The following is a 16,027-nucleotide window of genomic DNA, read 5'->3' as shown; positions in this document are numbered from 1 at the left end:
TTATGCTTGCAAATTCTTAAGGTGTTCAGTTGGAATAATAATGCTTAACCCCAGACGAGGAGGTATTTATGATTAAGCACAGATCTTTATTCACCACTCTGTTACTGGCCAGTGGCATGGCATTCGCGGCGAATACCTTTGAAACTGCCGACACGAACCGCGATGGCATGTTGTCTGAACCTGAATATCAGCGTTATGTATTTAATTACGATGTGTATACCAACCGGGATACCAACAACGACAGCTTGTTAGATGAAGAAGAGCTGGGCATTTCGGTATTTGATGCCGATGATTTCGCCAGCTGGGATGCCGACGGCGATAATTACCTGACTTACGATGAGCTTAACATCTCTCTGTTTGACTACTACGATGAAGATGAAAGTGGTTATCTGGATGATGATGAATGGGATAACGCCGGCGATGACGGCTGGTTCGATATGTAACCCGCCCGCTATGCTTAACATCCCACTCTACGCTTAATTTATAATAAGGCCTGGCACATGCCAGGCCTTTTTTACTGCGTTTATTCTGGCTTAAAGCGAATAGCCACGCCGCCACTGCCGGCCAGTGGCAGGGTAATACTATCGGCGGCGGTTACGCTTTGCTGCTCAATAATCATCTGATAGGGCTTAGTGCGCCAGTCAGCCTCTTTGCCATCGCGGTAAATTTGCGCGCTATAGCGTTTACCGGCGGGCAGAAAGTCGAGTTTTACCGTCAACGTGCGCGGCTGCTCGTCAGTTAGTGCTCCTAAGTACCAGTCGTTACTGTGTTTATCCTGGCGGGCAAATACCACAAAATCGCCAACTTCGCCTTGCAGCGCTTTGCTTTCTGCCCAGTCAGCGGGGACATCTTTAATAAACTGAAAGGCTTTGGGGTGGGCATCATAGTGTTCGGGCAGGTCGGCCACCATCTGAATAGGGCTGTACAGCACCACATAAAGCGCTAATTGCTTAGCCAGAGTGGTTTGTACCCGATTTTCCGCATCCAGTCCGTTATACGCCAGGTTAAAAATGCCAGGGGTGAAATCCATGGGCCCGGACAGCATCCGGGTAAATGGTAACATAGCAGTATGCTCCGGCGGGTTAGGTGGCGAACCCCAGGCATTGTATTCCTGGCCCCGGGCGCCCTCGCGGCTAATCCAGTTTGGATAGGTGCGACGCAAGCCAGTATCTTTTATCGGTTCATGGGTATTAATACTTATTTGCCGTTTCGCGGCTTCCGTTACCGAGTGCAGGTAGTGGTTTACCATTAACTGGCCGTCATGCCACTCTTTGCGCTCAATGCCATTTTCATCAATACGGGTAGCCAGGCCACCATCGGCAACATAGCCGGTTTTAATCTGGCTGACCCCGTGTCTGGCATATAGGTCGTACGCATCGGCCATTTGTGCTTCGTAGTTGCTGATATGGCCGGACGTTTCATGATGGCCCACTAATTTAACGCCTTTTTCAGCACCGTAAGCGGTTACCGCCGCCAGATCAAAGTCGGGGTATAGGGTGGTAAAGTTAAATACCGCGCCGTTTAAAAACCATTCGCCGTCCCAGCCCAGGTTCCAGCCCTCTACCAACACACCATCAAAACCGTTGGCAGCAGCAAAATCGATATAGGCTTTGGTATTTTCGGTGGTGGCACCATGGTTAGGGCCACTGCCCCAGGTTTGGGTTGCCAGGTGCATGCCCCACCAGATCCCGGCGTATTTACCCGGTTTTACCCAGGACACATCACCCAGTTTATTCGGCTCATTTAAATTTAAAATTAAATCTGAATTAAGCAGGCCGACGGCTGTATCAGCAATTTGGACTGTCCGCCACGGCGTGGTAAAGCTACCATCGGTTTTTACCCGGATCCCATCCGACCAGGGGGTTAAATCACTTTTTAATACGCCATCGCGCTGCTGATCCAGCACCATAGCGGCAAAGTCGACCAACGCAGCTTCATGAATACTCAGATGCACACCGGTTGGCAATTTAAAGGTAAATGGGGTGTGGGCGCGGTCAACCTCATTCAGTGCTGTGGTCCGGTACAGCATTTCATAGCGGTTCCAGCCGCGGCCCGGGAGCCACCAGGCAGTGCTTTGTTTGGCATCAGTAATGCGAAACTCGGTCAGCTCGTCAATTATATCCAGCTTTGCCACGCCCTGCGCGGGTACCTCATAGCGAAAACCCAGGCCGTCATTAAACAGTTTAAAGCGCAGGGTGAAGGATGCCTGCCGCTCAGGGTGCTGCAAGGTAACGGTAAGTTCATTATGGTGATCAATTACCGTTTCTCGCTCACCCCACGGCTGCTGCCAGCGCTGATTGACGCTGTTGCGACTATGGCCGACGATTTTATAGCCCTTACCGATGGCCGGCAGTTGCAAAAACCGGAAACCCAGCGCTGAGGGCGCAATAACCTGCTGGTCGTTAAACTGCACCTGATAGTTGAGGTTGCTATCATCCAGTGTCAGTTCGATATTGCCATCCGGCGAGATAACACTAAGCGTAGCCGCAGACAGCGACCAACAAGTAATAATGGCAAACAGCAGACACAAGGCATGATACAGGCGCATAAGCTTTTCCGGTACAGTGGCAAAGGTTTCACCGTAGAGCATTGCACCGGTTTGCAGCAAGCCATTTGCCGCCGCTGCATACGTATTCAGCTACTGCCCAGACCAGCACTGGCTATGCTTGCCAACCGGGGCAGCAATTGCTGCCCTCTGTCATTCCCCAAAAACTATTATTTTGAGCTGTTACCACGCACGGTAAAACGTTTAATAATAGAGCGGACATCTGCGACGGTTTCGCTTAAGCGGCTATTGGCTTGCAACGAGTTTCCCGCTGAGGTTTTAGTACTGGCAGCGCCGTCTGCTATTTCAACAACCTGCTGGTTAATATGTTCAGCCACGGTGCTTTGCTCTTCAACCGCAGCAGACATCTGCATAGTTGACTCGGTGATTTGACCGACTGCGGTATTAATAGAGTCCAGTGCCTGCCGGGTTTGTTCAACAATATCCACCCCACGGCTTGCCGCTTTTTCACCGGCTTCAGATACCTTCACTGCATTACTTGCCCGCTGGGTCAGCACTTCAACGATTTTATGTATTTTGTCTGTCGATTCGCGGGTTTTTAACGCTAAAGAGCGCACTTCATCGGCAACAACGCTAAAACCGCGGCCCTGCTCACCGGCTCTGGCTGCCTCTATCGCCGCATTAAGTGCCAGTAAATTGGTCTGATCGGCTATCGATGAAATAATTGATGCCGCCTGGCCAATTTCAGTGGTTGACTCAGAGAGCTCCCTGACAGTTTTGGCAATTGATGCCACCGAGTCGCTTAACTGATCAATGGCCGTTTTGGCGTCTTTTGCCAACACAGCGCCGTCTTTGACGTTATTCAGGGCATTTTTAGCACTTTGCGCATTGGCTTCAACATTCCCGGCAACTTCCTGAATGGCGGCAGACATCTCGGTGATGGCGGAAGCAACCTGCTGGGTGGCATTTTCCTGATGCTCGGTTGCCCCGAAAGTTATTTTAGTTTCTTTTAAGGTTGCAGTAACAATGTTGTCCAGTGTGACAGTAGCATCTTCTATCCGGGTCAGCGCTGTTCGGCTTCTGGCAATTTCGCAAGCCAGTGCCAGCTTTGCGCGGGCCATGCTGGCATCGTCACTGAAATAGGTTTGCGCCACCATAACGTTGCTATAAGACTCCGGGCTGATATCCAGCAGTGACAGCCATTCACTGCGCCGCTTTAGCATCAGCCAAACCGCTGATACTGCCGTTGCCGTCAGCACCACAGCAGCACTACCTACAGATGATAAGTAGCCGATAGCTAACGTTGTCAGTAAGCCAGGAATAACGACCGGTATCATTACTGATATCTTATGTCCCAAAGTAACCCAGCGTGATATCGCTGTTTTGCCAGCATTGATACGCTGATAAGCCTGTTCTGCCCGGGCGATTTCATCAGGCAGCGCCACCACGCGAACCGATTCATAACCCACGATTTTACTGGCACTATATACCGGAGTAACAAAGGCACTTACCCAGTAATGATCACCATTTTTACGCCGGTTCTTTACCAGCCCCATCCAGACATTGCCTGATGCAATGGTCTGCCACATCTCTTTAAACACCGCAGGCGGCATATCGGGGTGGCGGATCATATTGTGTGGCTGACCAATCAGCTGCTCGCGGCGATAACCACTTACCTCAACAAACTCATCATTACAATAAATGATATTGCCCTGGCTATCTGTGCCCGAAATAAGACGGTACTTGGCAGGGAACTGATGTTCTTTTTGGGTAACAGGCTGATTAACTCGCATGGAATCCTTATAAAGATTGGTAGGCAGAAATTTAAATAGCGTTGATGTAATCTGAGGTAACTAACTATAGCAGATATAGAAAAATCCCAAGGCGGCGCATTCTAGCCAAACTCGCTGAATTAAAACTTAACAGCCTGAGATTCTTATTTAGGAACAAAAATTTGGATAAAACAAATCATTTATATCTATTTAAACGGCGAAGCAATAAGCAGAATCATCGCAGCATCAAAGGTTTGGGTAAGGCTTTGTTACGCTCAGTTGCTGCCAATTGCGCCGCTGCGCGGCGTGAATTGTTATATTTCCGGTGTAAGATAAAGAGGCTCACTCATTCCGATAATTACATTGGTATTACTTGTCTTATTCTGATGAATAGCGACGAGGTATTTGAGCGGTACCTGCATTGTATTCAACTCTGCTGGCGAATACCGGGCACTCGTTGAGAACGGCGTGTCCCACTTTATTGCTACCGAACCACTTTCTGAATCAATCTTGCACGGCGCCTTCTCTTTAGTTGTCGTTATCAGTGTACCCTCAGAGCTCGCAAACAGGACTGAGCAGGTATATAACCCGGAAATATCTTTATAGTCCTGAATGCTGTAATCGAATTTCACATCTAACTGATGCTTGTCAGTTCCAGCTTTACCCTGCTCAGACACTGTCAGATTGCTAATAACGGCCTGGCTATCGTTAATTTCTGAATAATTAGTTGACGCACATCCTGCCAACAAGGCAAAGGATACAATCCCCAGAACTTTCTTCATCTCTTCTTCCTTAACAACCTAAAGATTTGCAACAGCCGCGATTTTACATCACGAAAACCAAAATTAACTTTTTATAAACGAATTGAAGTTACACAATAAGTTTAAGCAAATCAATATATTTGTGGTGTGATATTTGGTACGGACAACGAAAGGAGAACCGACCAAACAACAACCTCAGTAAAAACTCAGGTTGTTGTTTGGCACAGCTAACTTATAAAAGGAAGTTGTTCGTGGCTTAACGCACCTGCAATTGCAGCTTATCGCCTTGCCAGTCGGTTTTAATTTTTAACTGTTTACTGGCTTTATCGTAGTAGGCGACATTTTGCTGGCGGGCGAAACGCTGGGGTTGGGCGACGATGGCGATAAACTGGCCATTTACTGTTATCCGGCCGGCTTTGGCTGGTTGGTTGTGCAGCACGACTGTTAGCTCGCGGCTTTCGGGTTTGCCGCTGTAATCGCCACCATTCTCACCAGCACTGCGGCTAAATTCCAGCTTCAGGCTGTTTTCGCCGCTGTCACCGCCCTGAGCTGAAGCATTTTCACCAGTAGAATCCAGCGCATAAAAGTTTAATAACTCATAGTTGCCGTTTTCAATGCTGTTGGTGCTGCTGCCATCGTCTTCATACATCTGGCCTTTGCTGCAGCTAACAGAGCTATCGGCATAATAGTGTACGGTAAGCTTTTGTGAGCTGTAGTCTTTGGTACTGGCCATCGGCTCAACCATGGGTATAAAGCTGCCGGCTTTTACCAGTACCGGTATGGTATCGATGCTGACCGGTACTTCTGTCAGCTCACCGCCCTGATAACGCTTATCGTTGAAAAAGTCGAACCAGACGCCATCCGGCATATTGACCGGCCAGCTGCGCACGCCAGGCTTAGTAACCGGTGCCACTAAAAAGGCATCTCCCCACAGGTAGCTGTTGGTTTCGTCCATAAAATTACGTTTGTCTTCATCGAGTAAAAACAACGGCCGCATCAGTGGCATACCGGTCTGGCTATGCTGCCAGGCCATGGTGTATAAATACGGCAGCAACTGATAACGCAGGTTCAGGTAGGGCCGCAGCGTATCGATAACCTGCTTACTGTGAAACACCGGCTCTGGCGCGATATGCTCCTGGGCATGTGGCCGGTACACCGGCTGAAACACGCCGTATTGTAACCAGCGGATATACAGCTCAGGGTCGAAGGTTTCGCCACCGGCAAAGCCGCCTAAATCAGAATGAATATAGCCAAAGCCAAACAGGCTCATTTGCAGTGCTAATTCTACCTGCGGTTGCAGGCCGCCCCAGCTGCGGTCCACATCGCCGGTCCAGGGTACCATGCCATAGCGCTGTGAACCGAGGCTGCCGGCCCGCATCATAATAAAGGGCCGGGTATCAGCAAAGTTACGCTTATAGCCGCGATACACCAGCTCGGCCCAGCGATGGCCATAAGCATTGTGCAGCTCATCGGCCGTGCCCAGCAGGTGCCGGGTGTCTGACGGATGCACTTCCGGCTCACCTAAATCGCCCCAGACCCCGGCCACGCCCTGCTCGGCCAGGTCTTTATAAATTTGCCAGAACCAGTCGGCAGCCACCGGGTTAAATACGTCAATTAAGCCGGTATTGCCAAAGTAAAAATCAAAGATTTTAGGGCTGCCGTCCGGCGCTTTAGCCAGCACATCGGCGGCCACGGCTTCCTGCCAGCGTTTTGAGCTGGTTAACACAAATGGCTCCGTCACCAGTATGGTATTGACGCCATCGGCTCTAAAATCGGCCAGCATTTGCTCGGGCTCAGGAAACGCTTCGCGATCCCAGGCCAGGTTACCCATATGGCCTTTGATATCCGGGCCGAACCAGTATAAATCGAGCACTATCGCATCCAGCGGCAGGCCCAGTTCACGGTATTTTTGCACCACAGCCCTTGCTTCTGCCTCATTGCGATAGCCAAAACGCGAGGCATAGCTGCCTAATGTCCAGCGCGCCGGTAGTGGCGGCTTGCCGCTTACGGTCAGGTAATTATCGATAAGCTCGGGAAAGCTGTCGCCGGCCACCACAATATAGGCGCTACGGCCACCGACGGCACTGAATTCCAGGGTATCGGCGGCGGTTTTACCTAAATCGATATGGCCGCTGGCCGAGTTATCGAACAACAACATATATTTCTTGCTCGACATCACCCCGGCCAGGCTGAAATACATTTGCTCAGACTCAGTGCTGTAACCATAGTGGGCTTTGTTATAGAGCGGCAGACGGTGACCACGCCGGTCCATGCCCAGCACCCGCTGGCCGGCGCCAAACAGCTTTTCCTGCTCGGTTAAGCGGAATTTAAAACCCAATTGCTCCTTGCCATGGAAAAAGCCCGGTTGCTCTTCGGTGATCAGCTGCCCGCCTTTATAAAAGCTCAGTTTAAGCGGTGATTTGGCAATTTTAATCTGCATATCTGCTGAACGATACAGCAGGTGATCACCATTATCGGCCACCGTTAGCGTAAGTGGCGCCGGTGCAGTACCAATGGTGAACGAGGGTAATTGTTTTACCCCGGCGTTCTGATAATGCACTTCAGCAACCTGCGACTGAAAAAAGGTAATGGCCAGCTCGCCATCGCTGGTGGTTAACAATAACTGATTCCCGAGCTGACGATGCGACTGATAGTCAGCCGCAGCCAGCCCTGTCGCAGCCAGCCCTGTCACAGTTAAAGCCAGCGCCGCCAGCAAGCGGCTGAATGTAATGAAATAGCGCATGATTACTCCTGATACTGCACGCGATACACCACTGAGCCCAGCGGCGGCAAGGCAATATTAACCTGCCCCACGCCATTTGTAACCCGCAGTTCAGCCATACTGTCTGTTAACTGGCCTGCCAGGCTATAGTTGCCATCGCTGAGCTGCCACTGGCTAATCAATTCAGCTGGAACAATCAGCTCAAATTCAGCGGCCTGCTCAGAACTGAAGTTGCTGACTACCAGTAATTGCTGGGCGTTTTGCTGTTGGGGCCCGGTGTAGCGGGCAAATGCCAGTTGTTGCTCGCTGTAAGCACTGTTGCTGGCCAGATTAGCACTGTGCAGCTCAAAGTAGTCGCCCATTAACGCCGGCGCGGTAGCGCTGAACTGCATTAACCTGACATAAAAATCACGCAGTGCTGCTTCATCGGCGCTAAGCGCTCCGCCATCAAATTTACCATCATTCATCCAGCGCTGATGATGCGGCACGCCAATATAATCAAAAATGCTGGTGCGGCTCGGTTTGCCAAAGCCAGCATTTTCAGCGCCTGGCTCGCCGACATCCTGACCGAAATACAACATAGTAGGCGAGGTACTGATTAACGCCGACACCACCATTGCTGGCATACCTTTGCGGGCATCGCCGGCAAATTCTGGGCTGGCAATACGCTGCTCGTCGTGGTTTTCCAGAAAATGCAGCATATGCTGCTCAATATCGCCCATCCGTTGCTGGGTGGCTACCAGGGCCGACGTGGGCCCTTTACCCTGCATCACCAGCTTTAAGCTGTCGTAAAACTCCACTTTGTCGTACAGGTAGTCCATTAATCCCAGCTTGATATAGTCGCGATACAAATCAGGCTGATATACCTCTGCCAGCAGGAATGCATCCGGGTTAAGCTGTTTAATATGCGAGTTTAAATAGCTCCAGAACTCTACCGGCACCATCTCGGCCATATCGTACCGAAAGCCATCTACCCCGAAATTAAGCCAGTACAAGGTGATATCACGAAATTTCTGCCAGGAATCCGGTACGTCTTTACCCTGCCAGAACTGATAATGGGCCTGCCAGTCTTTATCGGCATAATCTGCCGGCAGCCGGTCAAAATCGTAACTGCCGTCGGGCCGCACGCCGTAGTTAATTTTTACCGTCTCGTACCAGTCATCAAAGGCCGGCTGCGCTGCCCTGGCGCCATTGCCGGTCCACTTCGCCGGGTTCTCGCTAAACCGGCCATCGGCCAGCGGATGCGGCTCGCCGCCTAACACTTTATAGCTGTCAGGCCAGGCTGGTACCTGAAACGGTTGGCCCGGTACATAGTAAAAGTTATTGTCGCGCTGGTATTCAACCCTGCTGTCATCATTGGCGCCAAAATCGCTTAGCCCAGCGGGTTTAGCCAGTGACTGGTAATCGCGGGCGACATGGTTAGGCACAATATCTATCAGTACCTGCATATCATGTTTATGAGTGCGCTCGACCAGCGCTTTAAATTCCGCCAGCCGGTTAGCCGGGTCTTCTGCTAAATCCGGATTAACACTGTAATAGTCTTTTACCGCATATGGCGAGCCGGCGCGGCCTTTAACCACATCGGGATCATCCAGGCTGATGCCATAAGCAGTGTAATCATTAATCACTGCATGGTGCGGCACGCCGGTATACCAGATATGGCTGGTACCCAGCGCTTTAATGCCGGCCAATGCTTCATCGGTAAAGTCGTTAAACTTGCCTACACCGTTTTGTTCCAGAGTACCCCAGGGTTGATTGCTGGTATTAGTATTGCCAAACAAGCGGGTAAATACCTGATACACCACTGGTTTACCATGGCGACTGGCTTTAAATGGTTCAACTGCGGGTTCAGCTTCAGCCACCGCTGGTGCTTGCTCGGCAGGCGGCTGACCGCAACTGGTCAGGCTAAGCGCAGCGAAAGCCACCAGCAAAAGATTAATGCATGGACGAAAAGGATTAGTTTTGATTTTAGCTTGAGTCGTCATTTCGGTTTACCCTGCCACTGTGTTAACCCAGTAAGTTACCGCAGAATAACTGTTAATAGCTGCCTTTTTTTGGTGCATACGTATGCAAAAAGCCATAGTGCTCAGTGCAGTAAATACTGTCTTTTCGTTTTGATGCTGGCTATAGTAGTGGCCCGATGGAGGGAACTGATGGAAATAGTTGCTGAAGCCAGGCTTTTAATTTTATTTATTGCGGTGCTTTCCCTGGTGGCATGCGTGGGTTGGTGTCTTATGACCTGGGTTGTTCGCATTTGCCCGCGCGCCAGCCGCCGGTTTGCCCTGGCCAATCTGCTGGTACTAACGGGGACATTATTACTGAATGCACGCAGCAGTGAGCCCTCTTTCTGGTTCTGGTTTGTGGCGGATGCCGCAGTATTAACCGGCTTCTTTTTCAGCTATGCCGGTTTGCTTAAATTGTTTAAATTAAAGTGGTCAGCCCGCTCGGCCCAGCTTAGCCTGGGCCTGGCACTGGCGTTCCTGCTGCTAACCAATCAGGGTAGCGACAGTGTCTGGCTGGCCAGGTTAGTGTTTTCCGCTGCTGCCAGCAGTTTATTGGCCCATGCCGCCTGGGCTAATTATCAAGCAATTAAACAGGAATTCAGTACTGGCGCGGCGCTGTTAGTCAGCAGCCCCTTTTACGTGATGTCGCTATTTTTCATGTTACGTTTTGGTTTGTTATGGCAAAACCAACAAGCTGACCCAGAGTATTTATCGCTACCCCATCCGGACGCACTGCCCCAATTATGGTTTTTTGTGGTAATGACCGTAGTGATTAATGTCAGCCTGGTTGGTAATGCCTTTGCCAGACTGGTGACTAAAATACGCGCTTTAGCTGATCGCGATAGCCTTACTGGCTTATGGACCCGTCGCGTGATGATGCAGCAATTGCTGAATCATGCCCGGAGCAGTGCGCGCCACCATTCGGTATTTAGTATTTTGTTGATTGACTTGGATTATTTTAAAAAAATTAATGATAAATATGGCCATCAGACGGGTGATCAGGCCTTGCTGTATGCCAGCCAGTGTTTTAAGCAGGAATTGCGGGCGGAAGATTGGCTGGCGCGCTATGGCGGAGAAGAATTTCTGATCTTGCTGCCAGATACCGGCCTGGCAGAGGCGGGCGTTATAGCGGATCGGATCCGTCAGCGACTGGCGTTGCAACCCTTTAAACCGGCTGCTGGCTTGTCCCTGACAGCCAGTATTGGAGTGGCCAGTTACCATACTGGTGATAATCTTGACCAACTTATTTCCAAAGCAGACGCTGCGCTATATCAGGCTAAAGCACAAGGCCGCAACCGGATATGTATGCCAGAGAACTGGCGAAGCATGCCTGAAGTTAACTAACCAGAATACTGTCTGCCCAGCGCACTGCCTGCTGATACACCTCGGCCAGCTCAGCAATACCGCTGATTTGTTGCTCCAGGTTTACGGTGGTCTCCCAGTCGCCGCGCTCAAACGCCATGGTCAGCTGTAACATCTGGCCCAGCAAACCACTTTGGGTCAGTAACGCCTGTTTTATCTCGTCTTGTAATGGCAGCTGCTCCAGCATTAATAGTTGTGGCTGCTCAATAATTTCATGCACGTTGGAAAACAATCCGGTTAAAAACGCGCTGGGTGGGTTATTTGATAAATGCTTCTGTTCGGCCAGTAAATCACAAAAGCGGGCCCGGATTAAGGCAACTGTCAGCCGGTCATCCTGCGCACTATCGGATAAATTAGCCAATGCCAGTAGCGCAATAAATTTCTTTAACTCGGGCTCACCCATCGACACCATCGCCAGCTTTAAAGAGCTGATTGGCTGGCGGGCAGCAAACTGGCTGTTATTAACAAAGCGCAGTAACTTATACGACAGGCCGACATCGCGCTGGCAAATACCGGCCAGCAACTCAAAATCCAGCTCAGGTTTCGAGGCCTCAGAAATTAGCGCCAGTAAATTAGCCTTATTCGAGCTTAACTGCTTTTGCTTCATCATTTCCGGCCGGGCAAATAAATAGCCCTGAAACAACACAAAGCCCATCATTTTCAGTTTTTCAAACTGCTCGGCGGTTTCAACTTTTTCAGCCAGCAGCACCAACGGATAGTCGGCGATTCGCCGCAGATAGCGGCTGATTTGCAGCAGGTTAAACTGCAACACATCAATCTTTACGTAAGTGATATAAGGTAAAAACTCATCCCACTTCGGGTCAAAGTCATGATCATCCAGCGCCAGCTTATAGCCCTGACTGTGCAAATTCTGGCAAACCTCCAGCAACTGCGGGCTGGCAGGAACCGTTTCCAGAATTTCAATAACGGTACTGGCCGGGTTAATAGAGGTAGGAAAGCGATGGAGCAAGGTGTCGGCAGAGAAGTTGATAAAGGCCGGCTTATTGCCGGTGATACTTTCGACACCCAGCAATAAATGGTGCTGCAGTAGTAATTTACTGGTCGCTTCGTCTGCATCAATATTCGGAAAGCTATTAGCTTCGCCATCACGAAACAGCAACTCAAAACCATATACCGCTTTATCAGCAGAGAAAATGGGCTGGCGGGCAATATAACCATACATACTGCGTAACTCCCTTACATCCTGAACTTCAGTATATTCGGTTTTACTGCAATAACAATCATAAGTGCGCTGTTAGAATCGATAACTTAAGCCCAACATGCCACTATTCGCTTTACTGCCGCTTAAGTTATATCGGGTGTATTGTAACTGCACCGTCAGAGACTCAGTTAACGCATAACCTGCCGTTGCGCCCCAGTAAATATCGGTGTCTGACTTACTGGAGTTAATGGTGTTATTGTTACGCTGACTCCTGCTATTGCTCCGCCAGCTGAATACACCACCTTGCAATGCCATTGACCAGCCTTCCACTTGCAATACTGTATAACTCAGACCGCTGCGAATACCTTGTGCCAGTAACGAATCCACCGCTGAAACTTGTTGATGTAGCTGCTCGGCACTTAGTGTATCCGCTTGAATGCTGAACGACGTCTCGCCCAAATCGACGTAATGCGCTTGTAATGCCAGCTTATCCGTCAACGAATAGCTCCCGCCAATAGCAAAACTGGTGGCGCTGTTGTCGTAGTCCAGCAACATTGCCTCTGCTGGCAAGCCAGCCGCAATATCACTTGCAGACTTGCTCGCCGTGCTCTGACCAATATAACCATCAAGGGTCAAGCCCTTCGCTTGCGCCGTTGGCGTGCTGACAAGCAATACCGAACTCATTAACACCATCAATATGGCGGCAGAGCCTTTGCTAAACAGTACTGCAGCGCCTTTAAACCGCCGCAGCACTACCAGACTTAACAACATTAAGCTCCACATGCCGGCAGTTCCACCAGATGATTTATTTACTACCGTAATCACCTCATACGCTTGAACCGAGACTAATACTTCACCTTGCGCAATACCACCGCGACCATCGCTAATAACAAAACTCACGCGATCAGTACCATCAAAGCCAGCTTTAGGAACATAGCGCAGCATGCCTTCTGTGATACTGATCATGCCCTGCTCGGCAGAGGCTACAAGAATACTGAGTGAATCGCCGTCAGGGTCGCTGGCACTGCTTAATACATTGATATTAATGGCGGTACGATCATTGGTACTGGCAGTAGCTGTAGCAATAACCTGGGGTGCCTGATTAAAGAACACCACAACAGTCACCTGAGCACTGCCTGTGCCGCCCTCGCCATCGCTTACCCCATACACCAATGTATCGGTACCAATAAAATCAACTGCCGGGGTGTAAATAAGCTGGGTGCTATCTGCGCTGATACTGACCTGACCAAAGTTGGCCGATACCTGATTAATACTCAGGGTATCGTTATCAGCGTCGCTATCGTTACTTAATACATCCAGCTCATGGCTTTCATTCCACTGCACGCTGTAATTGTCGGCCGCAGCTAACGGCAAGGCATTGCCAGAAAACAGCACAGCCACACCACCCGGGTCCGCAATACTGTTGTTCACAATACCATCGGCATCGTTTGGTCCGCCATCTTCAATTTCCAACTGCACACACCAATGGCCTTCAGTCAGGCCAGCTTGCCAGCTTGCATCTCCCGGCGGCGGACAGTAACCAGCGTTACCGTTTGCACTGAAAACGCTATTGTTAGCATTTATGACAAAGTTAGCCCAGCCAGCCGCTGCGGTGTACTTGCGGTAAACACCACCGGCTGGTACCGGTTGCACCTGTGGGATCACTATTTTCACCGACTGGCCCGCTCGCGGTAAATCCAATAACTCAAAGTCGAATATCCCGCCCGTGTTCGTCGCTTGCATATCCGGCTCCAGCATCGGCACGATGTCGTTGCCCAGTTCAATGCCACCCGTATTGGTAAGCAAAGACGTAGCCCCTTTTGATATACAAACGCCCGGCTCGGCTTCTGCCAGATAACTGGATATCTGCTGCAACTTTTCTGGCAATGCATTACACGACAAACCCGGGTCCTGGTAATCAGGTATGCCATTGCCGTCGCGATCACCAAAACCCTCTTCAACATCCGGTATTAAGTTGCCATTGCTGTCGCCATCGCCCAACACTGGCAGGCTGTTTACCAGCAACAGGTTAATGGTGCGCGAGGTGCTCAGGGCGGGGCTGCCGTTATCGGTGACCGTTAATGTCAGCTTATAGACTCCCGCTGCTAAACCTGCAGGGTCAAACACAAACTGCGCCGGATACGTTGCCGTGTTGATTAACGTCTCCGCTTGCCAGGTTAAGCTTAATGCGTCTGATGCATTCGCATCTGACACTACGCCACTCACCGTAACCAGCCCCGCTGTTTTACTTAGCTGGCTGCTGATCACGCCGTTTTGAGAGGCCTGTAGTTTTAACTCTGGCGCAATATTGGCGTTACTTACCGTAATACGCGTGCTGGCATTTGCACCCAGGTTAAGGCTCTCATCCAACGTAATGACGATGTCTTTGCTTTGTTCACTCGCTAAATCCGCGAACACATTAAACTGTATTTCGGCACTGTTACCACTGGTGATTTGCACCGTGCCACTTGCCAGATCATGATCCGTCATTGCCATTGCAGAGCCACTGACACTGTAATTAATATCAAGTGGATACTGCGGCGCAGCACCGTTAAGTAATACTTTTACCGTCACAGCACTATTGGCATTAACTTGCTGAGACTTGCTCAGGGATACCAGCGGATGCACATTCACAACCTGAGTTTCGGTGCGACTGATACCGTTGGCATCGGTCGCTTGCCAGTAGGCCTGATGTTTACCCGGCGCAAACAGCGGCTGGCCATTGAGTAACGTCACGGCTAAACGATTACCTTCTGCATCACGCGCACTCACACCGGTTAAATTTACCTTCGTAAACATACCGCTGGCATTAACGTCAATATCCTGCGGTATGGTTATCGTTGGTGCTAACGGATTAACACCGGTAATCGTCACCTCAACCTTGGCCGCGGCACTTAACTCACCATCACTGATCCGGTATTGCAGGCTCGCCTGGCCAGTAAAGTTATCGCCCGGCGCAAAACGCAGGCTGTTATCCACTATGGTAACCTGGCCAACGCTGCTACTGGCAGCGGTAAGCTGCAGCGCATCTTCATCCGGATCGGTGTCGTTTAACAGCACATCCAGGATATAGATACTATCGGCAGCGATAGGCAGGCTGTAGCTATCATCTTGTGCGACCGGTGCATCGTTAACATTTACCACTTTCAGTGTAAACGCCGGCAAACTGGCTGATAATTCTCCGTCAGAGACACTGATAAGGATCCCCGCCGTTTCAGTCACATCTTCGTTTGTCGGCGTGCCGGTTAAAGCCCCGGTGCTGGAACTGAACACCGCCCAGTCTGGCTTATTCGTAATGCTAAATGTCAGCGTGGTGTCGGCATCAACATCATCGGCTGTTGGTTCGAACAAATATGCCGTATCTTCATCTACCGTGGTAGCCGGTGTGCCGCTAATCGTTGGCGCATCGTTGGTGTTAGTTACACTTAAGTTAAATGCTGGCAGCGCGGCACTTAAACTGCCATCCGAGACACTAATCACAATCGCATTAGTTACACCAACATCGCTATTGCCTGGCGTGCCGGTTAACGCACCTGTTACGGTGTTAAAGCTGGCCCAGCTTGGCTTGTTGGCGATGCTGAACGTCAACGTCGTATCAGCATCTACATCCGCCGCGGTAGGCGTGAAAGTATAAGCGCTATCTTGCGCCACGGTCAGCACAGGCGAACCACTGATGGTCGGCGCATCGTTAGTGTTGGTCACACTCAAGTTAAATGCCGGCAGTGCTGCATTTAAACTG

Annotated in this window: 9 protein-coding genes; 2 read left to right on the top strand and 7 right to left on the bottom strand. The window is 50.4% G+C overall.

Annotation, left to right across the window (positions count from 1 at the left end; genetic code table 11):
* The first annotated feature begins 68 nt into the window (after positions 1-68).
* Positions 69-443: a hypothetical protein gene (locus R3187_RS15450; protein ID WP_318967954.1), complete on the top strand. Its 375-nt coding sequence runs from the start codon at positions 69-71 to the stop codon at positions 441-443.
* A gap of 80 nt (positions 444-523) precedes the next feature.
* Here R3187_RS15450 and R3187_RS15445 read toward each other — a convergent pair whose 3' ends face one another.
* From R3187_RS15445 to R3187_RS15425, 5 genes are all read right to left on the bottom strand, one after another.
* Complete coding sequence (locus R3187_RS15445; RefSeq protein ID WP_318967953.1) at positions 524-2,608, bottom strand: glycoside hydrolase family 97 protein; 2,085 nt, start codon at positions 2,606-2,608, stop codon at positions 524-526.
* Between the two features lie 107 nt (positions 2,609-2,715).
* Positions 2,716-4,299, bottom strand: coding sequence for a PAS domain-containing methyl-accepting chemotaxis protein (locus R3187_RS15440; protein WP_318967952.1), 1,584 nt, complete (start codon positions 4,297-4,299; stop codon positions 2,716-2,718).
* 293 nt (positions 4,300-4,592) lie between these two features.
* The gene (locus R3187_RS15435; RefSeq protein WP_318967951.1) at positions 4,593-5,060 is read right to left on the bottom strand and encodes a hypothetical protein; all 468 of its coding nucleotides are present in this window, start codon (positions 5,058-5,060) and stop codon (positions 4,593-4,595) included.
* A gap of 235 nt (positions 5,061-5,295) precedes the next feature.
* Complete coding sequence (locus R3187_RS15430; RefSeq protein WP_318967950.1) at positions 5,296-7,782, bottom strand: TIM-barrel domain-containing protein; 2,487 nt, start codon at positions 7,780-7,782, stop codon at positions 5,296-5,298.
* A gap of 2 nt (positions 7,783-7,784) precedes the next feature.
* Complete coding sequence (locus R3187_RS15425) at positions 7,785-9,746, bottom strand: alpha-amylase family protein (protein ID WP_318967949.1); 1,962 nt, start codon at positions 9,744-9,746, stop codon at positions 7,785-7,787.
* Between the two features lie 249 nt (positions 9,747-9,995).
* Between R3187_RS15425 and R3187_RS15420 the strand changes: the two genes are divergently transcribed.
* The gene (locus R3187_RS15420; protein WP_318967948.1) at positions 9,996-11,108 is read left to right on the top strand and encodes a GGDEF domain-containing protein; all 1,113 of its coding nucleotides are present in this window, start codon (positions 9,996-9,998) and stop codon (positions 11,106-11,108) included.
* Here the strand turns inward: R3187_RS15420 and R3187_RS15415 are convergent.
* Together R3187_RS15415 and R3187_RS15410 are read right to left on the bottom strand one after the other, a co-directional pair.
* Positions 11,101-12,309, bottom strand: a complete 1,209-nt coding sequence (locus R3187_RS15415) for an EAL and HDOD domain-containing protein (protein ID WP_318967947.1) — start codon at positions 12,307-12,309, stop codon at positions 11,101-11,103. The two genes, R3187_RS15420 and R3187_RS15415, sit on opposite strands and share 8 nt — an antisense overlap.
* A gap of 72 nt (positions 12,310-12,381) precedes the next feature.
* Positions 12,382-15,990 (bottom strand): Ig-like domain-containing protein, encoded by a 3,609-nt coding sequence (locus tag R3187_RS15410; RefSeq protein ID WP_318968111.1) that lies wholly within the window; start codon positions 15,988-15,990, stop codon positions 12,382-12,384.
* Positions 15,991-16,027: the final 37 nt, after the last annotated feature.

The sequence above is a fragment of the Arsukibacterium sp. genome, assembly GCF_033721375.1.
Classification (GTDB): Bacteria; Pseudomonadota; Gammaproteobacteria; order Enterobacterales; family Alteromonadaceae; genus Alishewanella.
Note: the sequence above shows the minus strand (reverse complement) of the source record. Positions and strands in the feature narration are given on the sequence as shown.

Excerpts from the sequence above, each read along its gene's own strand:
- R3187_RS15450 (WP_318967954.1), top strand. The coding sequence starts at position 69 with ATGATTAAGCACAGATCTTTATTCACCACTCTGTTACTGGCCAGTGGC.
- R3187_RS15440 (WP_318967952.1), bottom strand. The coding sequence starts at position 4,299 with ATGCGAGTTAATCAGCCTGTTACCCAAAAAGAACATCAGTTCCCTGCC.
- R3187_RS15435 (WP_318967951.1), bottom strand. The coding sequence starts at position 5,060 with ATGAAGAAAGTTCTGGGGATTGTATCCTTTGCCTTGTTGGCAGGATGT.
- R3187_RS15430 (WP_318967950.1), bottom strand. The coding sequence starts at position 7,782 with ATGCGCTATTTCATTACATTCAGCCGCTTGCTGGCGGCGCTGGCTTTA.
- R3187_RS15425 (WP_318967949.1), bottom strand. The coding sequence starts at position 9,746 with ATGACGACTCAAGCTAAAATCAAAACTAATCCTTTTCGTCCATGCATT.
- R3187_RS15420 (WP_318967948.1), top strand. The coding sequence starts at position 9,996 with ATGACCTGGGTTGTTCGCATTTGCCCGCGCGCCAGCCGCCGGTTTGCC.
- R3187_RS15415 (WP_318967947.1), bottom strand. The coding sequence starts at position 12,309 with ATGTATGGTTATATTGCCCGCCAGCCCATTTTCTCTGCTGATAAAGCG.